This window comes from Pseudomonas sp. GV085 (genome assembly GCF_003050925.1).
GTDB lineage: Bacteria > Pseudomonadota > Gammaproteobacteria > Pseudomonadales > Pseudomonadaceae > Aquipseudomonas.
Map to the genome: position 1 here is coordinate 57841 of NZ_QAOV01000013.1, position 21690 is coordinate 79530.

The 21690-nt window shown below is 60.0% G+C and carries 18 protein-coding genes; 9 read left to right on the forward strand and 9 right to left on the reverse strand.

The genetic code is table 11. The annotated features are described in order from the left end of the window. Window positions 1-106 precede the first annotated feature (106 nt). Window positions 107-925 (forward strand): pyruvate, water dikinase regulatory protein, encoded by an 819-nt coding sequence (locus C8K63_RS23885; RefSeq protein WP_108218918.1) that lies wholly within the window; start codon window positions 107-109, stop codon window positions 923-925. 28 nt (window positions 926-953) lie between these two features. On the opposite strand, the gene prpD is transcribed toward C8K63_RS23885, so the two are convergent. The 6 genes from prpD to C8K63_RS23915 all read right to left on the reverse strand — a co-directional run bounded on the left by prpD (window position 954) and on the right by C8K63_RS23915 (window position 9448). Further along, window positions 954-2438: a 2-methylcitrate dehydratase gene (gene prpD / locus C8K63_RS23890; protein ID WP_108218919.1), complete on the reverse strand. Its 1485-nt coding sequence runs from the start codon at window positions 2436-2438 to the stop codon at window positions 954-956. A 75-nt stretch (window positions 2439-2513) separates the two neighbouring features. After that, window positions 2514-3704, reverse strand: a complete 1191-nt coding sequence (gene prpF, locus C8K63_RS23895; RefSeq protein WP_108218920.1) for a 2-methylaconitate cis-trans isomerase PrpF — start codon at window positions 3702-3704, stop codon at window positions 2514-2516. 62 nt (window positions 3705-3766) lie between these two features. Next, window positions 3767-6361 (reverse strand): Fe/S-dependent 2-methylisocitrate dehydratase AcnD, encoded by a 2595-nt coding sequence (gene acnD / locus C8K63_RS23900; RefSeq protein WP_108218921.1) that lies wholly within the window; start codon window positions 6359-6361, stop codon window positions 3767-3769. Between the two features lie 203 nt (window positions 6362-6564). Further along, a complete protein-coding gene (prpC, locus tag C8K63_RS23905; protein ID WP_108218922.1) occupies window positions 6565-7692 on the reverse strand; it encodes a 2-methylcitrate synthase in 1128 nt (375 codons plus the stop codon). Between the two features lie 149 nt (window positions 7693-7841). Next, complete coding sequence (gene prpB / locus C8K63_RS23910; protein WP_108218923.1) at window positions 7842-8732, reverse strand: methylisocitrate lyase; 891 nt, start codon at window positions 8730-8732, stop codon at window positions 7842-7844. Next, on the reverse strand, window positions 8729-9448 hold the full coding sequence (locus C8K63_RS23915; protein WP_108218924.1) for a GntR family transcriptional regulator: 720 nt from the start codon (window positions 9446-9448) through the stop codon (window positions 8729-8731). Before C8K63_RS23915 ends, prpB begins: the two co-directional genes overlap by 4 nt. 297 nt (window positions 9449-9745) lie before the next feature. On the opposite strand from C8K63_RS23915, the gene C8K63_RS23920 reads away from it, so the two are divergent. The 4 genes from C8K63_RS23920 (at window position 9746) to pabB (ending at window position 14366) form a co-directional block, all read left to right on the forward strand. Then, window positions 9746-10282, forward strand: coding sequence for an ATP-dependent zinc protease (locus C8K63_RS23920; RefSeq protein ID WP_108218925.1), 537 nt, complete (start codon window positions 9746-9748; stop codon window positions 10280-10282). 5 nt (window positions 10283-10287) lie between these two features. Then, window positions 10288-11823 carry an inactive transglutaminase family protein gene (locus C8K63_RS23925; RefSeq protein WP_108218926.1) on the forward strand — a complete coding sequence of 512 codons (1536 nt, stop codon included), beginning with the start codon at window positions 10288-10290 and terminating at the stop codon, window positions 11821-11823. Next, window positions 11823-12809: an alpha-L-glutamate ligase-like protein gene (locus C8K63_RS23930; protein WP_108218927.1), complete on the forward strand. Its 987-nt coding sequence runs from the start codon at window positions 11823-11825 to the stop codon at window positions 12807-12809. The genes C8K63_RS23925 and C8K63_RS23930 overlap by 1 nt, the downstream gene beginning before the upstream one ends. 213 nt (window positions 12810-13022) lie before the next feature. Next, on the forward strand, window positions 13023-14366 hold the full coding sequence (pabB, locus tag C8K63_RS23935; RefSeq protein WP_108218928.1) for an aminodeoxychorismate synthase component I: 1344 nt from the start codon (window positions 13023-13025) through the stop codon (window positions 14364-14366). Between the two features lie 135 nt (window positions 14367-14501). Here the strand turns inward: pabB and thrH are convergent, their stop codons facing one another. Next, on the reverse strand, window positions 14502-15119 hold the full coding sequence (gene thrH / locus C8K63_RS23940) for a bifunctional phosphoserine phosphatase/homoserine phosphotransferase ThrH (RefSeq protein ID WP_108218929.1): 618 nt from the start codon (window positions 15117-15119) through the stop codon (window positions 14502-14504). Window positions 15120-15292: 173 nt separating this feature from the next. Between thrH and C8K63_RS23945 the strand changes: the two genes are divergently transcribed. From C8K63_RS23945 to C8K63_RS23960, 3 genes are all read left to right on the forward strand, one after another. Continuing rightward, window positions 15293-16033: a phosphoadenylyl-sulfate reductase gene (locus C8K63_RS23945; RefSeq protein WP_108218930.1), complete on the forward strand. Its 741-nt coding sequence runs from the start codon at window positions 15293-15295 to the stop codon at window positions 16031-16033. 558 nt (window positions 16034-16591) lie between these two features. Further along, window positions 16592-18133, forward strand: a complete 1542-nt coding sequence (locus tag C8K63_RS23955; RefSeq protein ID WP_108218932.1) for an NCS1 family nucleobase:cation symporter-1 — start codon at window positions 16592-16594, stop codon at window positions 18131-18133. A 56-nt stretch (window positions 18134-18189) separates the two neighbouring features. Next, entirely contained in the window at window positions 18190-18918 is a 729-nt protein-coding gene (locus C8K63_RS23960) for an aspartate/glutamate racemase family protein (protein WP_108218933.1), read from the forward strand. A 35-nt stretch (window positions 18919-18953) separates the two neighbouring features. On the opposite strand, the gene C8K63_RS23965 is transcribed toward C8K63_RS23960, so the two are convergent. Next, window positions 18954-19877 carry a LysR family transcriptional regulator gene (locus C8K63_RS23965; protein WP_108218934.1) on the reverse strand — a complete coding sequence of 308 codons (924 nt, stop codon included), beginning with the start codon at window positions 19875-19877 and terminating at the stop codon, window positions 18954-18956. Window positions 19878-20001: 124 nt separating this feature from the next. Here C8K63_RS23965 and C8K63_RS23970 point away from each other — a divergent pair, with 124 nt between their 5' ends. Continuing rightward, window positions 20002-20748, forward strand: coding sequence for a 3-oxoacyl-ACP reductase family protein (locus tag C8K63_RS23970; RefSeq protein WP_108218935.1), 747 nt, complete (start codon window positions 20002-20004; stop codon window positions 20746-20748). Between the two features lie 140 nt (window positions 20749-20888). Here C8K63_RS23970 and C8K63_RS23975 read toward each other — a convergent pair whose 3' ends face one another. After that, window positions 20889-21584, reverse strand: coding sequence for an HAD-IA family hydrolase (locus tag C8K63_RS23975; protein WP_108218936.1), 696 nt, complete (start codon window positions 21582-21584; stop codon window positions 20889-20891). Between the last annotated feature and the right edge of the window lie 106 nt (window positions 21585-21690).

Genomic DNA, 21690 nt, shown 5'->3' on the forward strand with positions numbered 1-21690 from the left:
ATATGGCCTGGACCTGGAAAATAAGTGAGAATGCGGGCCAATGGCGGCCGGCAAATCGCGCCTATCATATCCAAGATTCGTCACTAGCTTAAGGCCCAAGGTGCAAATGAAACGATCTGCTTTCTTTATCTCCGATGGTACCGGCATTACCGCCGAAACCCTGGGTCAAAGCCTTCTGGCGCAGTTCGAAAACATTGCCTTCAGCAAAGTCACGCGGCCGTATATCGACAACGTGGACAAAGCGCGGGCCATGGTACAACAAATCAACAAAGCCGCCGAAACAGACGGCTTCCGTCCGATTATCTTCGACACCATCGTCAATCAGGACATTCGTGAGATTCTCGCAACCTCGAATGGTTTCATGATCGACATATTCTCGACGTTCCTGGCACCACTTGAACAGGAACTGACCGAGCATTCTTCCTACACCGTGGGCAAATCCCACTCCATCGGCTCCAACACCAATTACATGGAGCGTATCGAAGCGGTGAACTTCGCCCTCGACAACGACGATGGCGCCCGCACGCACTATTACGACAAGGCCGATCTGATACTAGTGGGCGTGTCGCGATGTGGTAAGACGCCGACGTGTCTGTACATGGCGATGCAATTCGGTATCCGCGCAGCCAACTACCCGCTGACCGAAGACGACATGGAACGCCTGCAACTGCCAAACGCCCTGCGCGCCCACCAGCACAAGCTGTTCGGCCTGACCATCGACCCGGACCGCCTCACCGCGATCCGCAACGAGCGCAAACCCAACAGCCGCTATTCGAGCTACGCCCAGTGCGAGTTCGAAGTGCGCGAGGTCGAGAACCTGTTCCGCCGCGCAAACATCCCGCACATCAACTCCACGCATTTTTCCGTGGAAGAAATCTCCGCGAAGATTCTGGTGGAGAAAGGTGTGGAGCGGCGGTTCAAGTAACTCTCGACACGCCCCTACAGGGATCTCTCTAAATCACGAATAGATCCACAAACCGGTTCACCGGCGTAGCCTCTAGCCGCGCCCGATCCTTGCACAGCGCAAAAATCTCTTCGCTGCGCTGACCGGTGAATCGTGTCAGCAAGTTCGCCCTGAATTTCTCCTCCAGCAACGGGATACCTTCAACCCGGCGTCGACGATGCCCGATCGGGTACTCCACCACGACGTTATCCGTACTGGAGCCATCCTTGAAAAACACCTGCACCGCATTGGCAATGGAGCGCTTGTCGGCCTCCAGATATTCACGGGTGTAACGTGGTTCCTCGACGATAACCATCTTGTCGCGCAGCACATCGATGATCGGATGCGCCTTGTGGAAATCGTCCTCGTAGTGCTCCGCCACCAGATTGCCGAAGGCCAGCGGCACAGCGGTCATGTACTGGATGCAGTGATCGCGGTCGGCGGCATTTGCCAATGGACCGACTTTGGAAATGATGCGAATCGCCGATTCATGGGTGGTGATGACGATCCTGGCGATTTCGTGCAGTCGATTACGCACTTGCGGATGCAAGGTCACCGCCGCTTCGCAGGCCGTTTGCGCATGGAACTCGGCCGGAAAACTGATCTTGAACAGCACGTTTTCCATCACATAACTGCCGTACGGCCGCGAGAAACTGAACCCGCGCTTGTCTTCAGGCTTGAGTGCCAGATCGCTATTGGTGTGGCTGAACAGTACGTCGTAAAAACCCCACTGTTTGGCACTCAATATGCCGGGGATGCCCATCTCGCCACGCATCGCGATGTCCGCCAGGCGCACGCCACGACTGGACGCATCGCCCGCCGCCCAGGACTTGCGCGAGCCGGCATTCGGCGCATGCCGGTACGTGCGCAAGGCCTGACCGTCGGCAAAGGCGTGGGACAACGCCGACAACAACTGCTCGCGATTGGCGCCCATCAGCTTGGCCGTAACCGCAGTCGAGGCGACTTTCACCAGAATCACGTGATCGAGGCCGACGCGGTTGAACGAATTCTCAAGGGCGATCACGCCTTGAATCTCGTGGGCCATGATCATCGATTCAAGCACCGTGCGAACGGTCAGCGGCGCCTCGCCATTGGCCAGGCGCTTTTGCGACAGGTGGTCGGCCACCGCGAGAATGCCGCCGAGGTTATCCGACGGATGCCCCCACTCGGCCGCAAGCCAGGTGTCGTTGTAGTCGAGCCAGCGCACGATGCAGCCGATGTCCCACGCTGCCTTCACCGGATCGAGCCGGTAACTGGTGCCCGGCACACGGGCGCCAAACGGTACGACGGTGCCTTCGACCGCAGGCCCCAGATGCTTGGTGCACTCCGGAAAACGCAGGGCCAGCAAGCCACAACCCAAGGTATCGATCAGACAGTTGCGCGCGGTATCCAGCGCCTCTTCGGACTCGATCTTGAAGTTGAGAACGTAATCGGCAATGTCCTGCAGGACCTTGTCGTAGTCGGGGCGGTTGTTCAGGTCGACGTTGGCACTCATGTTCGATTCACTCTGTGAAATGGGTCGTTGATGAGACCTCGGTTCAGGGCAGCTCCTACATGGTTCGGTGCCGTATTAGAACGAGTCACCCGGCACACGAACATAACCTTCCATCAACACTCGCGCACTGCGGCTCATGATCGCCTTGTTCACGGTCCATTCGCCATTGACCTGACTGGCCTCGGCGCCGACACGCAGGGTGCCGGACGGGTGGCCGAAGCGCACCGCATTGCGTTCGATACCGCCCGCCGCGAGGTTGACCAAAGTGCCGGAAATCGCTGCCGCCGTGCCGATCGCCACCGCCGCCGTGCCCATCATCGCGTGGTGCAATTTACCCATGGACAGTGCACGCACCAGCAGATCGACATCGCCTGCCGCAATCGCCTTGCCGCTTGAGGCCACGTAATCCGCAGGCTTGGCCACGAAGGCCACCTTCGGCGTGTGCTGCCGCTTGGCCGCTTCGTCGATGTTCGAAATCAGCCCCATGCGCAGCGCGCCGTAGGCACGGATGGTTTCGAACATCAGCAAGGCTTTCGGGTCGCCATTGATCGCGCCCTGCAACTCGGTGCCCTTGTAGCCGATGTCTTCGGCATTGACGAAAATCGTCGGGATGCCGGCGTTGATCATGGTCGCCTTGAAGGTACCGACGCCGGGTACTTCCAGGTCATCCACGAGGTTGCCGGTAGGGAACATCGAACCGCCGCCGCCCTCTTCATCCGCCGCAGGGTCGAGGAACTCGATCTGCACTTCGGCCGCAGGGAAGGTCACGCCGTCGAGTTCGAAATCGCCGGTTTCCTGCACTTCTCCGTTGGTGATCGGCACGTGGGCGATGATGGTCTTGCCGATGTTGGCCTGCCACACGCGAACCACCGCCACGCCGTTGTGCGGGATGCGGCTGGCGTCCACCAGACCGTTGCTGACGGCGAACGAACCGACTGCCGCCGACAGGTTGCCGCAGTTGCCGCTCCAGTCGACGAACGGCTTGTCGATCGACACCTGTCCGAACAGGTAATCGACGTCGTGATCGGCCTTGATGCTTTTCGACAGAATCACGGTTTTGCTGGTGCTGGAGGTCGCGCCGCCCATGCCGTCGATTTGTTTGTCGTACGGGTCGGGGCTGCCGATTACGCGCAGCAGCAAAGCGTCGCGGGCCGGGCCTGGGACCTGTGCCGCTTCAGGCAAATCCTTGAGGCTGAAAAACACGCCTTTGCTGGTGCCGCCGCGCATGTATGTCGCGGGTATCTTGATTTGAGCTGCGTGAGCCATGGTGCTCGTTACTCCTTGAGATGAGACACGGGACCCAAGGTCCCGTGTCCGTACAGCCTGTATTAAACGGCGACCGCCGACTCTTCGAGGAAGTCCTGGGCAAAGCGTTGCAACACGCCGCCGGCCTCGTAGATCGACACTTCTTCAGCGGTGTCGAGGCGGCAGGTCACCGGCACATCGACGCGTTCGCCGTTCTTGCGATGGATCACCAGCGTCAGGTCTGCACGCGGAGTGCGGTCGCCAATCACGTCGTAGGTTTCACTGCCGTCGATGGCCAGGCTGTGACGGTTGGTGCCCGGTTTGAACTCCAGCGGCAACACGCCCATGCCCACCAGGTTGGTGCGGTGAATGCGCTCGAAACCTTCGGCGGCAATCGCTTCCACACCCGCCAGGCGCACGCCCTTGGCCGCCCAGTCGCGAGACGATCCCTGCCCGTAGTCGGCGCCGGCGATGATGATCAGCGGCTGCTTGCGATCCATGTAGGTTTCGATGGCTTCCCACATGCGCATCACTTTGCCTTCCGGCTCGACACGGGCCAGCGAACCCTGCTTGACCTTGCCGTTTTCCTGAACCATTTCGTTGAACAGTTTCGGGTTGGCGAAGGTGGCGCGTTGCGCGGTCAGGTGGTCACCACGGTGAGTCGCGTAAGAGTTGAAGTCCTCTTCCGGCAGGCCCATTTTCGCCAGGTATTCGCCGGCGGCGCTGTCGAGCATGATGGCGTTGGATGGCGACAGGTGATCGGTGGTGATGTTGTCCGGCAGTACCGCCAGAGGGCGCATGCCCTTGAGCGGACGAGCGCCGGCCAGCGCGCCTTCCCAGTACGGCGGACGGCGGATGTAGGTGCTCATTTCGCGCCAGTCGTACAGCGGCGCGACTTTCGGGCCGGTGTCTTCGTGGATGGCGAACATCGGGATGTACACCTGGCGGAACTGCTCAGGTTTCACCGAGGCTTTCACCACCGAGTCGATTTCTTCGTCGCTCGGCCAGATGTCTTTCAGGCGGATTTCCTTGCCATCCACCACGCCCAGAACATCTTTTTCGATGTCGAAACGGATGGTGCCAGCGATGGCATAAGCAACCACCAATGGCGGCGACGCGAGGAACGCCTGCTTGGCGTACGGGTGGATCCGCCCGTCGAAGTTGCGGTTACCGGACAACACGGCCGTGGCGTACAGGTCGCGGTCGATGATCTCTTGCTGGATCACCGGGTCCAGTGCGCCGGACATGCCGTTGCAGGTGGTGCAGGCGAAAGCCACGACGCCGAAGCCGAGTTTGTCCAGCTCATCGGTCAGGCCGGCTTCGTCGAGGTACAGCGCGACGGTTTTCGAACCCGGTGCCAGGGACGACTTGACCCACGGCTTGCGAGTCAGGCCGAGCTTGTTGGCGTTGCGCGCCAGCAGGCCGGCGGCAATCACGTTGCGCGGGTTGCTGGTGTTGGTGCAGCTGGTGATGGCGGCGATGATCACCGCGCCATCCGGCATTTGACCCGGCACATCGTCCCATTTGCCGGAGATGCCTTTGGCTGCCAGATCCGAAACCGCGACACGAGCGTGCGGGTTGCTCGGGCCAGCCATGTTGCGCACCACCGAAGACAGGTCGAAGGTCAGGCCGCGCTCGTATTGCGCACCTTTGAGGCTGTCAGCCCACAGGCCGGTCTGCCTGGCGTAGTTCTCGACCAACTGCACCTGCTCGTCTTCACGGCCGGTGAGTTTGAGGTAGTCGATGGTCTGTTGGTCGATGTAGAACATCGCCGCGGTGGCGCCGTATTCCGGGGCCATGTTGGAGATGGTCGCGCGGTCGCCGAGGGTCAGCTTTGATGCGCCCTCACCGAAGAATTCCAGCCATGCACCGACCACTTTTTGCTTGCGCAGGAACTCGGTCAGCGCCAGCACCATGTCGGTGGCGGTGATGCCCGGTTGCAACTTGCCAGTCAATTCGACGCCAACGCTTTCCGGCAGACGCATCCACGATGCGCGGCCGAGCATCACGCTTTCGGCTTCGAGACCACCAACACCGATGGCGATCACGCCCAACGCATCGACGTGCGGGGTGTGGCTGTCGGTGCCGACGCAGGTATCAGGGAAGGCCACGCCGTCTCGCACCTGGATCACCGGAGACATTTTCTCCAGGTTGATCTGGTGCATGATGCCGTTGCCCGGCGGGATCACGTCGACGTTCTTGAACGCCTTCTTGGTCCAGTTGATGAAGTGGAAACGGTCTTCGTTGCGACGGTCTTCGATGGCGCGGTTCTTCTCGAACGCCTCTGGATCGAAACCGCCGCGCTCGACGGCCAGGGAGTGGTCGACGATCAGTTGCGTCGGCACCACCGGGTTGACTTGTGCCGGGTCACCGCCCTGCAGTGCAATGGCGTCACGCAGGCCGGCGAGGTCGACCAGCGCGGTCTGCCCGAGAATGTCGTGGCACACCACGCGGGCCGGGAACCACGGGAAGTCGAGGTCGCGCCTGCGTTCGATGAATTGCTTCAGGGATTCGGTGAGCGTGGCCGGGTCGCAGCGACGCACAAGGTTTTCCGCCAGCACGCGGGAGGTGTACGGCAGGGTGTCGTAGGCGCCAGGCTGGATCGCCTCGACCGCTGCGCGGACATCGAAGTAATCCAGGTGGCTGCCGGGCAGCGGTTTACGGAATTCAGTGTTCATCGTCAGGACTCGGTCACGGTAGTTACAAAAGGTGGGGCCTGGCACCGGCTTCGAAGCCAATGCAATCCACTGTAGGAGCGAGCCTGCTCGCGATAGCGATGTAACTGGTGACATTGATGTTGAATGTCAGTCCGTCATCGCGAGCAGGCTCGCTCCTACAGGGATCTGCTTTGAACTCAGATCCCGGTGCCGACCTCCACCATTCAGCGTTGTTCGATGGGTACGAACTTGCGCTGTTCAACGCCTACGTACTCGGCGCTTGGACGGATGATGCGGTTGTTGGCACGCTGTTCGTACACGTGGGCGGCCCAGCCGGTCAGGCGCGAGCAGACGAAAATCGGCGTGAACAATTTGGTCGGAATGCCCATGAAGTGGTACGCCGAGGCATGGTAGAAGTCGGCGTTCGGGAACAGTTTCTTCTGCTCCCACATGGTCTTGTCGATGGCTTCGGACACCGGGAACAACACCTTGTCACCCACTTCGTCAGCGAGCTTTTTCGACCAGCCCTTGATCACCTCGTTACGCGGATCGTTGTCCTTATAGATCGCGTGGCCGAAGCCCATGATCTTGTCCTTGCGCTCGAGCATGCCGAGGGTGCCTTTGATCGCGTCTTCCGGCGACGAGAAACGCTCGATCATTTCCATCGCCGCTTCGTTGGCGCCACCGTGCAGCGGGCCGCGCAGCGAGCCGATGGCCGCGGTGATGCACGAATACAGGTCGGACAGGGTCGACGCGCAAACACGTGCGGTGAAGGTCGAGGCGTTGAACTCGTGCTCCGCGTAGAGAATCAGCGAAACGTTCATCACCTTGACGTGCAGTTCGCTCGGCTTCTTGCCGTGCAGCAGGTGCAGGAAGTGGCCGCCGATGGACTGCTCGTCGCTCACGCAATCGATGCGCTTGCCTTCGTGGCTGAAGTGATACCAGTAAGTCATGATCGCCGGGAACGCGGCCAGCAGGCGGTCGGTCTTGTCGTGCTGCTCAGAGAAGTCGTTCTCCGGTTCCAGGTTGCCGAGGAACGAGCAACCGCTGCGCATAACGTCCATCGGGTGGGCGTCGGCGGGGATGCGTTCCAGCACTTCCTTCAAGGCTTGCGGCAGGTCACGCAGCTTGCTCAGCTTGTCGATGTAGGCGTTCAGTTGTGCTTTGCTCGGCAGCTCGCCATACAGCAGCAGGTAGGCGACTTCTTCGAACTGTGCGTCAGCCGCCAGTTCACGAACGTCATAACCACGATAAGTCAGACCGGCACCCGACTGGCCCACGGTGGACAGTGCGGTTTGCCCGGCTACCTGGCCACGGAGCCCGGCGCCACTGAGTACTTTTGCTTCGGCCATTTTTTGTCTCCAATATTCTTTTTGTCAGAGAAACCTGTAGGAGCGAGCCTGCTCGCGAAGGTGGATGTAACACCTCGGTGCATCAGGGACACCACGTAATCGTTGACGTCCATCGCGAGCAGGCTCGCTCCTACATATAAAAGGTTCGATTACTTCTTCGCGGCGAACAACGCATCGAGCTTCTGCTCGAAGGTGTGATAGTCGATGCGATCGTAAAGCTCCATGCGGGTCTGCATGGTGTCGATGACGTTTTGTTGAGTGCCGTCGCGACGGATCGCGGTGTAGACGTTTTCTGCGGCCTTGTTCATGGCACGGAACGCCGACAGCGGGTACAGCACCAGCGATACGTCGGCAGCGGCCAGTTGCTCGGTGGTGTACAGCGGCGTCGCGCCGAATTCGGTGATGTTGGCCAGGATCGGCGCTTTCACGCGGTTGGCGAACAGCTTGTACATGTCCAGCTCGGTGATGGCTTCCGGGAACACCATGTCGGCGCCGGCTTCGATGCACGCAGCAGCGCGATCCAGGGCAGACTCCAGGCCTTCCACCGCCAGGGCGTCGGTACGGGCCATGATCACGAAGCTGTCATCGGTACGCGCATCGACGGCGGCCTTGATGCGGTCGACCATTTCCTGTTGGGTCACAATCTCTTTATTAGGACGGTGCCCACAGCGCTTGGCGCCAACCTGGTCTTCGATGTGAATCGCCGCGGCGCCGAACTTGATCATCGACTTGACGGTGCGAGCGACGTTGAACGCCGAGGAACCGAAACCGGTATCCACGTCCACCAGCAATGGCAGGTCGCAAACATCGGTGATACGGCGCACGTCGGTCAGCACGTCATCCAGGCCGGTGATGCCCAGGTCAGGCACGCCGAGGGAGCCGGCAGCCACCCCGCCACCCGACAGGTAGATCGCCTTGAAACCGGCGCGCTTGGCCAGCAGCGCGTGGTTGGCGTTGATCGCACCGACCACTTGCAGTGGGTGTTCGCTGGCGACCGCATCGCGGAAACGCTGGCCTGGTGTGCTCTTGTTCAAACTCATGACTCACCTCGTTTGGCTGTCGGGTTAGCGCCGTCCTGATAATGACGGGCGATATTGCGTTTGGAGGCGCCGATGTGACGGCGCATCAACAACTCGGCCAGTTCACCGTCACGGTCGGCGATGGCATCGAGAATGCGGTGGTGCTCGGCAAATGCCTGGTGCGGGCGATTGGGCGTGGTGGAAAACTGGATGCGGTACATGCGCACCAGTTGATAGAGCTCGCCGCAGAGCATTTGGGTCAGCGTGCGGTTGCCGCTGCCCTGGATGATTCGGTAATGGAAGTCGAAATCGCCTTCCTGCTGGTAGTAGCCTCTCCCGGCCTGAAACGCCTCATCGCGCTCGTGGGTTTCCAGGACCCGACGCAGCTCGTCGATTTCATCGAGGCTCATGCGCTCGGCGGCCAGGCGACAAGCCATGCCTTCCAGGGATTCGCGGATTTCGTAGAGTTCAATCAGTTCGGCGTGATTGAGCGACACCACCCGAGCGCCGACATGCGGCACACGAACCAACAGGCGCTGGCCTTCCAGACGGTGGATGGCCTCGCGCAACGGGCCCCGGCTGATGCCGTAGGTGCGCGCCAGCTCCGGTTCGGAGATTTTGCTGCCCGGCGCAATCTCGCCTTTGACGATAGCCGCCTGGATGCGACGGAAGACGTTCTCGGACAGGGTCTCCGTATCGTCTTGCGTTGAAACGGGGGGATCGAGTTGATCCAGCATATTGTCGACACCTTGTGAGCCAATGCCGCAAAAACTAACGAATACAGGCGACACAGTCAAAGGTTAAATCGATATTGTCGACAATCTTCTGATAACCGGCTGCACCATAACGAAGCAACCCCTCTGTTTATAGCCACCGGCCAGCGCTGGCGCCATCAAACTACCGTGCTAGAATGCCGCCCGCATTTGTTTGTCACATCTGCACTGCCTGTCATGAAAACCTGACAGGCATACGAGGGAGCTTGCGCAGCGATGCCAGGGCCTTGAATCAAGTCGGACCGCTGCGCACCAGGATTTATGAGACTCAAGCCCTTCCCTGCCTTCCTTTATTTCCTTTGCCTGCCCGGTTTTACAATGGCCGGGGAAAAGACCCTGTATGGCCTCAATGAGTATGCGTCGCTCAATGGCATTGACCTGGAAGTGGCGGCCAAACTCGACACCGGGGCGAAAACCGCGTCCCTGAGTGCGCGGGATATCAAACGTTTCAAACGCAACGGCGAGTCGTGGGTACGTTTTTATCTGGCCATCGACACCGCCCATTCGCACCCGATCGAACGCCCGCTGGCCCGTGTCAGCAAGATCAAGCGCCGGGCCGGCGACTACGCTCCCGAAGAAGGCAAAAAGTACACCGCCCGTCCGGTGATCGAACTGGATATCTGCATGGGCTCGGCCCTGCGCAGCATCGAAGTGAACCTGACCGACCGCAGCGCTTTCCAATACCCGCTACTGATTGGCTCCGAAGCCCTCAAGCGCTTCGATGCACTGGTCGACCCCAGCCTTAAATATGCTGCCGGCAAACCCGCCTGCACCACCGACGCTTATACCGCCGAGTAATTCAAATGCGCTCTCTTACCCTTCATCTGAAACTGCTGATCGCCATCCTGGTGGTGCTGGGCATTTCAGTTACGGCCTATCAGATCTTCGTGCTGGGCATCCCGGTGACCGAAGACGCAACCGACGACCTGTGGAACATCGACGCCAAGGTCGAGTTCGTCGCCAGTGCCAAGGACCCGGTCAAGATCCAGATGTTCGTGCCACCGCTGAGCCGCGACTTCGTCAGCCTCAACGAGAGCTTCATCTCCAATAACTACGGCGTGGCCGTGAACCGGGTCGATGGCAACCGCAAGGTCACCTGGTCGGCGCGCCGGGCCAAAGGCAATCAGACGCTGTATTACCGCCTGGTGCTGACCAAGCGTTACTCCGGTGAGAAAGCCAAGATCAAAGGCCCGACCTTTCGCGACAGCATGACCATCGAAGGTCCGGAAAAAATCGCCGCCGAAGCCCTGCTCGCGCCGATTCGCCAGCACTCGGCCGACGTCGAAACCTTCGTCGGCGAATCCATCAAGCGGGTCAACAACCTCAACGACGACAACGTGAAGCTGTTGCTGGCCGGTGATCCGTCCACCGCACACAAGGCAAAAATCGTCGAGTTGCTGCTGTCCATCGCCCACGTGCCGATCGAGAAGGTCCACACCATCCGTCTGGTGGCCGACCAGCCGCAAATACCGGAACTGTGGCTGCGCAGTTTCAATGGCACCGACTGGCTGTACTTCAACCCGGAAACCGGTGAACAGGGCCTGCCGACCGACCGCCTGCTGTGGTGGACCGGCGACGAAAACCTGATCACCGTCGACGGCGGCAAGAAAGCCAACGTGACCTTCAGCCTGAACAACAGCGAAATGAACGCCATTCGCCTGGCCAAGCTGACCGACGAAAACACCGACGCCAACTTCCTCGAATACTCGCTGTACGGCCTGCCGCTGCAAACCCAGCAGACCTTCATGATCATGGTGATGATCCCGATCGGTGTGCTGGTGATCCTGATCCTGCGTAACCTGATCGGCATCCAGACCCTGGGGACATTCACCCCGGTGCTGATCGCCCTGGCCTTCCGCGAAACCCAGCTCGGCTTCGGCATCATGCTGTTTACCATCATCACGGCGCTGGGGCTCTCGCTACGGTCCTACCTCGAACACCTGAAGCTGCAAATGCTGCCGAGGCTGTCGGTGGTGCTGACCTTTGTGGTGGTGTTGATCGCAGCCATCAGCCTGTTCAGCCACAAACTCGGCCTGGAGCGCGGCTTGTCGGTGGCGCTGTTCCCGATGGTGATCCTGACCATGACCATCGAACGCCTGTCGATCACCTGGGAAGAACGTGGCGGCGGCCATGCGATGAAAGTGGCCATTGGCACACTGTTCGCCGCGTCCCTGGCGCACCTGATCATGACCGTGCCGGAACTGGTGTACTTCGTGTTCACCTTCCCGGCGATCCTGCTGATCCTGGTGGGTTTCATGCTCGCCATGGGTCGTTATCGCGGTTATCGCCTGACCGAACTGGTGCGTTTCAAGGCTTTCCTGAAAAAGGCTGACGCCTGATGTTCGGCTTCTGGAAGACCTGGAAGGCCCTGGAAGCCCGGGGCATCATGGGGATCAATCGGCGCAACGCAGACTATGTGCTCAAGTACAACAAGCGCAGCCTGTACCCGATCGTCGATGACAAGATCATCACCAAGGAGCGCGCCATCGCCGCCGGCATCCATGTGCCCGAGCTGTATGGCGTGATCTCCACCGAGAAGGAAATCGACAATCTCGAAGAGATCATCGGCGGGCGCAAAGACTTCGTGATCAAACCGGCCCAGGGCGCTGGCGGCGATGGCATCCTGGTCATCGCCGACCGTTTTGAAGGCCGCTATCGCTCGGTGTCCGGCCGAATCATCAGCCATGAAGAAATCGAGCATCAGATTTCCAGCATCCTGACCGGCCTGTATTCCCTGGGCGGCCACCGCGACCGGGCGCTGATCGAATACCGCGTGATTCCGGACCAGATTTTCAAGAGCATCAGTTACGAAGGCGTGCCGGACATTCGCATCATTGTTTTGATGGGCTACCCGGTGATGGCCATGCTGCGCTTGCCGACCCGTCAGTCCAACGGCAAGGCCAACCTGCACCAGGGCGCCATCGGCGTCGGTGTGGATCTGGCCACCGGCCTGACCCTGCGCGGCACCTGGCTGAACAACATCATCAACAAACACCCGGACACCACCAATGCAGTGGATGGCGTGCAACTGCCCTACTGGGACGGTTTCATGAAACTCGCCGCTGGCTGTCATGAGTTGTGCGGGTTGGGCTACATCGGTGTCGACATGGTCCTGGACCAGGAAAAAGGCCCGTTGATTCTTGAGCTCAACGCCCGGCCCGGGCTGAATATCCAGATTGCCAATGACTGCGGGCTGACGTTGCGTACTCATGCGGTGGAAGCACGACTGGAAGACCTGAAGGCTCGTGGCGTGACCGAATCGGTCAAAGAGCGCGTGGCGTTTGTGCAGGAGATGTTTGGGCATATTCCTGCGGTTGAGGGTTGATCCAGATCCGAGTCGCCTCTTTCGCGAGCAGGCTCGCTCCCACAAGAACAGCGCTGAACCCTGTGGGAGCGAGCTTGCTTGCGATGACTGATTTGTATGCACCCAAAGCCCCCAGCTTTGCTCCAATCTTTCAATTTCCGACATCCCTCTAGGACCAAATCCTGCAGAGGTCTACAATCGCCACCCCGCCTCAATGGCTGATCTCCCTCGCCCATGCTGACCTGTTCCGTACACCCGCTGCCCTATCGCGCCAACCCCGCCGAGTACTTCGCGGCGATTCGCCATGCCCCCGGCGCCGTGCTGCTCGACAGCGGCCGCCCCAGTGCTGATCGCGGTCGCTATGACCTGCTCAGCGCCTGGCCACTGGAACAACTGACGGTATCGCCCGACGAAAGTGGCGACGCCTTCCTGCAACGCCTGCGCGACAACCTGACACGCCTGGGCGAAGCCAATTTGCCCGCAGATTATGAGTTGCCGTTTGCCGGTGGGTTGATCGGCTACCTGAGTTACGACTTCGGCCGACATCTGGAGCGCCTGCCGAGCCAGGCACGGGACGACCTGCAACTGCCTGACGCACGTTTCGGCCTGTACGGCTGGGCATTGGTCAGCGATCACCTTTCGCTGACCAGTCAATTGGTGTTCCACCCGACACTGTCCACCGGCGAACGCCAGCGCCTGATCGATCTGTTCAGCCAGCCTGCACCGGAAGTGGTCGCGCCCTTCAAACTGCTCACCTCGATAACTGCCGACTTGAGCGCTGACCAGTATCAACAGGCAATCGAGCGCATCCAGCAATACATCCAGGCCGGCGACTGTTACCAGGTCAACTTCGCCCAACGGTTTCGCGCACCCTGCCAAGGTGATCCGTGGGCCGCTTACTGTGCGCTGCGCGCAGCATGCCCGACGCCTTTTTCCGGTTTTCAGAGCCTGCCTGACGGCGATGCCGTACTCAGCCTGTCGCCGGAACGCTTCGTCAAAGTCAGCCAGGGTCATGTGGAAACCCGCCCGATCAAGGGCACTCGCCCGCGGGGCCTGACACCTGAGCAAGACGCCGCGAACGCCGCCGAACTGCTGGCCAGCCCCAAGGATCGCGCGGAAAACCTGATGATCGTCGACCTGCTGCGCAATGACCTCGGCCGGACCTGCCGCACCGGTTCGGTTCGGGTGCCGGAACTGTTCAGCCTGGAAAGCTATCCGAACGTGCACCACCTGGTGAGCAGCGTGACCGGTGAACTGGCGGATGGGCGCGATGCCCTGGACCTGATCGCCGGCAGCTTTCCCGGCGGTTCGATTACCGGCGCGCCAAAGATTCGCGCCATGCAGATCATCGATGAGCTGGAACCGACCCGACGCGGACTGTATTGCGGTTCGTTGCTGTACCTGGACGTGCGCGGCGAGATGGACAGCTCCATCGCCATCCGCAGTTTGCTGGTCAAGGACGAGCAGGTGTGTTGCTGGGGCGGCGGCGGGATTGTCGCGGACTCGGAGTGGCAGGCTGAGTATCAGGAATCGATTACCAAGGTGAAGGTGTTGCTCGATACCCTGCAAAACCTCTGACACCCCTGCCCCTGTAGGAGCGAGCTTGCTCGCGATGGTCGTCAACGATAACGCGGCAAGCCTGATACCCCGCAGAGTTCTCAGGTTCATCGCGAGCAATCGAGCGTCGACCGGCTGCTCCTACAGGGAATGTGATTACAGGCTCAAGGTCCGGTTCGAAGCCTTGATGAACTCCTGCTTCAGCTCTTCAAACGTGTGCACCGCCGGGAACTGCGGGAACTGCGCAATCACGTTTTCCGGCGCATGGAACAGAATCCCGGCATCGGCCTCGCCCAGCATCGTGGTGTCGTTGTAGGAATCCCCCGCCGCGATCACCCGGTAGTAGAGGCTCTTGAAGGCCAGGACCGACTGACGCTTGGGATCTTTCTGACGCAACTGGTAACCAGTGACGCGCCCGCTGTCGTCGGTAATCAGACGATGGCAGAGCAAGGTCGGGAAGCCCAGTTGGCGCATCAGTGGCTGGGAGAACTCATAGAAGGTGTCCGACAGGATCACTACCTGGAAGCGCTCGCGCAGCCAGTCGACGAACTCGATGGCGCCGTCCAGTGGCTTGAGCGTGGCGATCACTTCCTGAATGTCGGAAAGTTTCAGGCCGTGCTCGTCGAGAATCCGCAGGCGCTGCTTCATCAGCACGTCGTAGTCGGGAATGTCCCGAGTGGTGGCCCTGAGGGATTCGATCCCGGTTTTTTCGGCGAAGGCGATCCAGATTTCCGGAACCAGCACACCTTCAAGATCCAGACAGGCAATTTCCACAAGACACTCCCATTTGTATTGATTATTGAGTCGAGCGAGCATAAAGCCTGCCGAACTCTAGCGACTCGGACCTGCCTGCGCAACGCAGAGGATGCCCCGGCCCGTGCAGCTTTTTGTTACCATCGACCCCATATAGAGCGCCCAGCGCCACCGACCTGTAGGAAGCCGCCCTGATGAGCCCAACGTTCGACGTCGTGGAACTCGCCACGACCTATGCCAACAAATCCGCCCAGGACATCCTGAAGCTCGCGTTTGCCGAGTTCGGCGATGACCTGTGGATATCTTTCAGCGGCGCCGAGGACGTGGTGCTGGTGGACATGGCCTGGAAGCTGAACAAGAACGTCAAGGTGTTCAGCCTCGACACCGGCCGCCTGCACCCCGAGACCTACCGCTTCATCGATCAGGTGCGCGAGCACTACAAGATCGACATCGAGCTGGTGTCGCCGGACCACACGAAACTTGAACCCTTCGTGAAGGAAAAAGGCCTGTTCAGCTTCTACAAGGATGGCCATGGCGAATGCTGCGGCATCCGCAAGATCGAACCGCTGCGCCGCAAGTTGTGCGGCGTGAAAGCCTGGGCCACCGGCCAGCGCCGCGACCAGAGCCCCGGCACCCGCAGCGCCGTCGCGGTGTTGGAAATCGACACCGCGTTCTCCACCCCGGAACGCACCCTGTACAAGTTCAACCCGCTGGCGCAAATGACCAGCGAAGAGATCTGGGGCTACATCCGCATGCTGGAACTGCCGTACAACAGCCTGCACGAACGCGGCTTCATCAGCATCGGCTGCGAACCCTGCACCCGCCCGGTACTGCCGAACCAGCATGAGCGCGAAGGCCGCTGGTGGTGGGAAGAAGCGACGCAGAAGGAATGCGGGCTGCATGCGGGGAATATCATCAGTAAATCCAAAGCGTAAACCCACTGTAGGAGCGAGCCTGCTCGCGATGGTCGCCAACGATAACGCGGGGTGCCTGATACCCCGCTGCGTTCTCGGGTTCATCGCGAGCAGGCTCGCTCCTACAGTGTTATCTGCAGCTTCAAAAAAATGTGTACACAGGAATGTCACCATCGGTGCCATTTATGTGTGCACTTTTAGTTTCAGCGCCCCAAAAAGTTACATCTCCTTTCTCATCACCTCGCCCACATCTTCCCTCTCAAAAAATAAATACCTGTTCAATCGGTCAATTTAAATTTTCTATTTTTCAGTCAGTTATTCGTTTTCGATAACAAAACGAAATGAACACTGGTTTTTATAGAATCGCGACTGGCATGGATCTGGCTTAAGTGCATACATGTTTTGTATACAATTAGATCAAAACATACACACACTTTAGATCCGCAAGCCTGAAGCGCCCTATCCCGTACAGGCTGCAGATGCCCCGTAACCAGTGATATTCGCCACCCGCGACGAAGATTTGTCGAGCCAACGCTCATGCACAGTCATCGCGGCGTCGAGCATCAGGAGCCTGCCGGAATGCGTACTAGTCTCTCCAATAACAACATCGCGCTGGATCTACCCTCCTCCCATTCCACCCACACTGCCGACAACCAGGCGCATCAAGCCCCTGTCGTGCTCAGCCCCCGACTGCACAATAAGGATCTCGCCCCGACCAAGACCGAAGGCCGGCGCTGGGGTCGCTACAGCATCTTCGCCCTGTGGACCAACGACGTTCACAACATTGCCAACTACTCCTTCGCCATCGGTCTGTATGCTCTGGGCCTGGGCGGCTGGCAGATCCTGTTGTCCCTGGGGATCGGTGCAGCGCTGGTTTACTTCTTCATGAACCTGTCTGGCTATATGGGACAAAAGACCGGGGTACCGTTTCCGGTCATCAGCCGGATCAGTTTCGGCATTCACGGTGCGCAGATTCCTGCATTGATCCGCGCCGTGATCGCCATCGCTTGGTTCGGTATTCAGACGTACCTTGCGTCCGTGGTGTTTCGCGTGTTGTTGACAGCGGTCCATCCCGGGTTCGCCGACTACGACCACGACTCGATCCTCGGCCTGTCGACCCTGGGCTGGGTGTGTTTCGTCGCGATCTGGTTCGTACAACTGGCGATCCTCGCCTATGGCATGGAGATGGTGCGACGCTACGAGGCATTTGCCGGCCCGGTAATTCTGCTGACCGTCGCCGCCCTCGCCGCGTGGATGTACACCCAGGCCGATGCGACCATTGCCTGGTCGATCCGTGAGCCGCTGACTGGCGCTGAGATGTGGCGCAACATCTTTGCCGGTGGCGCGTTGTGGCTGGCGATCTACGGCACCTTGATCCTCAACTTCTGTGACTTCGCCCGCTCTTCGCCGTGCCGTAAAACCATCAAGGTCGGAAATTTCTGGGGCTTGCCGGTGAACATTCTGGTGTTCGCCAGCATCACCGTCCTGCTGTGCGGCGCGCAATTTCAGATCAATGGCCGGATCATCGAGAGCCCGACCGAAATCATCGCCTCGATCCCCAACACCTTCTTCCTGGTGCTCGGCTGCCTGGCGTTCCTGATCGTCACCGTGGCGGTGAACATCATGGCCAACTTCGTCGCCCCGGCGTTCGTGCTCAGCAACCTGGCGCCCAAGTACCTGACTTTCCGCCGCGCCGGGCTGATCAGCGCGACCATCGCCGTGCTGATCCTGCCGTGGAACCTCTACAACAGCCCGCTGGTGATCGTGTACTTCCTGTCCGGCCTCGGTGCCCTGCTCGGCCCGTTGTACGGCGTGATCATGGTCGATTACTGGCTGGTGCGAAAAGGCCAGGTCAATGTACCGCAGCTGTACAGCGAAGACCCCAACGGCGCGTATTACTACAGTCGCGGGGTCAATTTACGCGCGGTGGCGGCGTTCATTCCTGCTGCTTTGATCGCCATCGTCCTGGCACTGGTGCCTGGGTTCCACAGCGTCTCGCCGTTCTCCTGGCTGATTGGTGCCGGCATCGCCGGGATGCTCTACCTGATCATCGCCAAGCGCCAACCGCACTACGCCGATGTCAGCGGCGAAGCCATCGCGGTCGACAACGTCAGTCATTAAACCTGTTGCAGCCCGGCATTGTCGGGCTGCAGAACTACCTGCAATAAGGACTCCCCATGCGCATTCTCGTGGTCAACGTCAACACCACCGAATCCATCACCCAGGCCATCGCCCGTTCGGCGCAAGCCGTCGCGTCGCCCGGCACGGAAATCGTCGGCCTCACCCCTTACTTCGGCGCCGACTCCATCGAAGGCAATTTCGAAAGCTACCTGGCGGCCATCGCGGTCATGGACCGGGTGATGTCCTACGACCAGCCATTCGACGCCGTGATCCAGGCCGGCTATGGCGAGCATGGTCGTGAAGGCTTGCAGGAATTGCTCAACGTGCCGGTGGTCGACATCACTGATGCGGCCGCCAGCACGGCAATGTTCCTCGGTCACGCTTACTCCGTGGTCACCACCCTCGACCGCACCGTGCCGCTGATCGAAGATCGCCTCAAGCTCTCCGGCCTTTGGGACCGCTGCGCCTCGGTGCGCGCCAGTGGTTTGGCGGTGCTGGAACTGGAGCGCGAGCCGCAACGCGCATTGGAGGCCATCGTGCATCAGGCCGAATTGGCGGTGACCCAGGACAAGGCCGAAGTGATCTGCCTGGGCTGCGGCGGCATGGCCGGGCTGGACGAGCAGATTCGTCGGCGTACCGGGGTACCGGTGGTGGATGGTGTGACGGCGGCGGTGACCATCGCCGAATCGTTGGTACGGTTGGGGTTGTCGACCTCGAAGGTGCGGACGTATGCGACGCCGCGGCCGAAGAAGATCATTGGCTGGCCGGGGCGGTTTGCCCGGTAGACCGCGTTATCGTTCATCGCGGTCTTGAGCCTGCCTCAAACCGCACTGAACCTCTGCCCCAACCCCTGCTCGATAAACTGCTCGATGACGAATTCGACAAACGCCCGGGTCTTGCCGGGCAGCAGTTTGTGTTCGGCGTAATAGATAGAAATGTTGCCGTCGTCGACATACCAGTCCGGCAACACCCGCTGCAACGTCCCCACCTCCAGATAACCCACGGCGAACGGCATGCTCACCAAGGCAATGCCCAAACCCTGGCTCGCCGTGGCGCAGGCGGCTTCCGAATCGCTCATGGTCATCCGCGCCTTGAGGGTCAATGGACTGTGTTGCTGACTACGACTGGTCAACTGCCAGGAACGCACGCGACCGGTCTGCGGCGAGCGAATGAGGATGCCATCGTGATACTTGAGATCGTCCGGCTCGACGATTGCCTCCCGCGCCGCCAGATATTCGGCGCAAGCCACCAACACGCGATGGGCCGGTGTCAGCTTGCGTGCCACCACGCCCTGAGGCAGTTCGAATCCGCCGCCAATCGCGGCGTCGAAGCCTTGGGCAATCAGGTCGACCTGTCGGTTGTCGAAATGCCAGTCCGGGTTGATTGCCGGAAAGCGCCGCAGAAACTCCCCGAGCAACGGCACGATGTACAAGCGCCCGAACACCGTGCCCATGCTGACTTTTAATGTTCCGGCAGGACGCCCTCCGGCACTGGCGAGATTGGCCACGGCATTCTGGATGGTGTGCAGGCTGCCGCTGACTTCGCCGAGAAAAAGCTGGCCGGCTTCCGTGAGCGTCAGGCTGCGGGTGCTGCGCTGGAACAGCCTTACACCAAGGCGCGCCTCCAGTTTGGCAACGCTCTTGCCTACCGCCGCCGGTGTCAGGCTCAGACGCCGCGCGGCTTCGGCGAAGCTGCCGACCTCAGCGCTGCGCACAAAGCATTCGATACTGCTGAAGGTTTCCATAGGAGCCACTATAAACTTTTGGTTTACACAGACTATCGCAACTATGGTCTACACAGCATGGAATCCTGAATCGATACTAGCCTCCATCAACCGGGACATCTCGCCTCGGGACTTGGAGATCAACATGACTACTCAGAACCTCAGCGGCAAAGTGGCATTGATTCAAGGTGGTTCCCGCGGCATCGGCGCAGCTATCGTCAAGCGCCTGGCTGCTGAAGGCGCGACCGTTGCCTTCACCTATGTCAGCTCCACGGCGAAAGCTGAAGAACTGCAAGACAGCATCACCACCAAAGGCGGCAAGGCCCTGGCCATCAAGGCCGACAGCGCCGACGCCGACGCCATTCGCGGCGCCGTGTCCGCCACGGTAGACGCTTTCGGTCGCCTGGATATCCTGGTCAACAATGCCGGCGTACTGGCCGTCGCACCGCTGGCCGAGTTCAAACTCGAAGACTTTGACCAGACCCTGGCCATCAACGTGCGCAGCGTGTTCATCGCCACCCAGGCCGCCGCCAAATACATGACCGAAGGCGGACGCATCATCAACATCGGCAGCACCAACGCCGACCGCATGCCCTTCGCCGGTGGCGGCCCATACGCCATGAGCAAGTCGGCACTGGTCGGCCTGACCAAAGGCCTGGCCCGCGATCTCGGCCCGCAAGGCATCACCATCAATAACGTGCAACCGGGCCCGGTCGATACCGACATGAACCCGGCACACGGTGACTTTGCGGAAAGCCTGATCCCGTTGATGGCCGTGGGCCGCTACGGCAAGGCCGAAGAAATCGCCAGTTTCGTCGCCTATCTTGTCAGCCCTGAAGCCGGCTACATCACAGGGGCCAGCCTGACCATCGACGGTGGCTTTGGCGCCTGATTCGTGTCAGCCAACTGCAATAACTGTGGGAGCGAGCCTGCTCGCGAAGAGGGAGTATCAGACACGTTGATGTTGCCTGAAACACCGCTTTCGCGAGCAGGCTCGCTCCCACACTTGCCAGTGTCGACCCGTCTTTTTAGTTAGGCCCATTCCAGCGTCGGCAATCCAAATTCGCCCGGCTCGAACGCCTTCAACGTACGAAGAATGCCATCGGCGTGTGCGTACCTGGCATCGGCCATCGCCGCATCCGGAATTGCAATCGCCGTCATCCCCGCTGCTTTCGCCGCCGTAACACCAAAGGGCGAATCCTCGAACACCAGGCAATCTTCAGGTGCAACACGCAGACGCCGCGCCGCCGTCAGGAAAATATCCGGTGCCGGTTTGGCGGCACCCACCTCGGGGTCATCGGCAGTGACGATGAAGTCGAACAAGGCGAACCAGTCGCGGTGCAGGGTGGTTTTCTGGCCGAACGACTGGCTCGAAGAACTAGTGCCCACGGCAATGGGAATGTTGTTGGCCTTCAGATGCCGTACCAGTTCCTGTGCACCAGGCATCGCTTGCGCTGTAGGAAAGCGCTCGCGCATCAACGGCTCACGGATTACCAGAAACTCTTGTGCCGTAATCGGCAAATCCAGCGCTTCAACCACATAGCGCGCCAGATCGCCCGCGCCCCGGCCAATGATGTTCTGTTTGATGCTCCAGTCGAAGGTTCGACCGTAACGCGCGGCGATGATGGACGTGACTTCGGTGTAGATGCCCTCCGTGTCCAGCAACAAGCCGTCCATATCGAAAATCACGGCCTTGATCGGGCCGAATGCTTTCAGTGGTGCATTCATCGCATCTGATCCGTTTTCCAAGGCATCCCGGCCGACGCAGCTGAGGCCGACTCCCGGATGGATTAAAGGATTCAGCAGCATAGCGAGCGCCGCTGGCTTAGAGCAA

Coding starts and splice junctions, on each gene's coding strand:
- C8K63_RS23915 (WP_108218924.1), bottom strand. CDS start 9,448: ATGCTGGATCAACTCGATCCCCCCGTTTCAACGCAAGACGATACGGAG.
- acnD (WP_108218921.1), bottom strand. CDS start 6,361: ATGAACACTGAATTCCGTAAACCGCTGCCCGGCAGCCACCTGGATTAC.
- C8K63_RS23960 (WP_108218933.1), top strand. CDS start 18,190: ATGCGCATTCTCGTGGTCAACGTCAACACCACCGAATCCATCACCCAG.
- pabB (WP_108218928.1), top strand. CDS start 13,023: ATGCTGACCTGTTCCGTACACCCGCTGCCCTATCGCGCCAACCCCGCC.
- C8K63_RS23970 (WP_108218935.1), top strand. CDS start 20,002: ATGACTACTCAGAACCTCAGCGGCAAAGTGGCATTGATTCAAGGTGGT.
- prpB (WP_108218923.1), bottom strand. CDS start 8,732: ATGAGTTTGAACAAGAGCACACCAGGCCAGCGTTTCCGCGATGCGGTC.
- C8K63_RS23975 (WP_108218936.1), bottom strand. CDS start 21,584: ATGAATGCACCACTGAAAGCATTCGGCCCGATCAAGGCCGTGATTTTC.
- C8K63_RS23920 (WP_108218925.1), top strand. CDS start 9,746: ATGAGACTCAAGCCCTTCCCTGCCTTCCTTTATTTCCTTTGCCTGCCC.
- prpF (WP_108218920.1), bottom strand. CDS start 3,704: ATGGCTCACGCAGCTCAAATCAAGATACCCGCGACATACATGCGCGGC.
- C8K63_RS23965 (WP_108218934.1), bottom strand. CDS start 19,877: ATGGAAACCTTCAGCAGTATCGAATGCTTTGTGCGCAGCGCTGAGGTC.
- prpC (WP_108218922.1), bottom strand. CDS start 7,692: ATGGCCGAAGCAAAAGTACTCAGTGGCGCCGGGCTCCGTGGCCAGGTA.
- C8K63_RS23925 (WP_108218926.1), top strand. CDS start 10,288: ATGCGCTCTCTTACCCTTCATCTGAAACTGCTGATCGCCATCCTGGTG.
- C8K63_RS23955 (WP_108218932.1), top strand. CDS start 16,592: ATGCGTACTAGTCTCTCCAATAACAACATCGCGCTGGATCTACCCTCC.
- C8K63_RS23885 (WP_108218918.1), top strand. CDS start 107: ATGAAACGATCTGCTTTCTTTATCTCCGATGGTACCGGCATTACCGCC.
- C8K63_RS23930 (WP_108218927.1), top strand. CDS start 11,823: ATGTTCGGCTTCTGGAAGACCTGGAAGGCCCTGGAAGCCCGGGGCATC.
- prpD (WP_108218919.1), bottom strand. CDS start 2,438: ATGAGTGCCAACGTCGACCTGAACAACCGCCCCGACTACGACAAGGTC.
- C8K63_RS23945 (WP_108218930.1), top strand. CDS start 15,293: ATGAGCCCAACGTTCGACGTCGTGGAACTCGCCACGACCTATGCCAAC.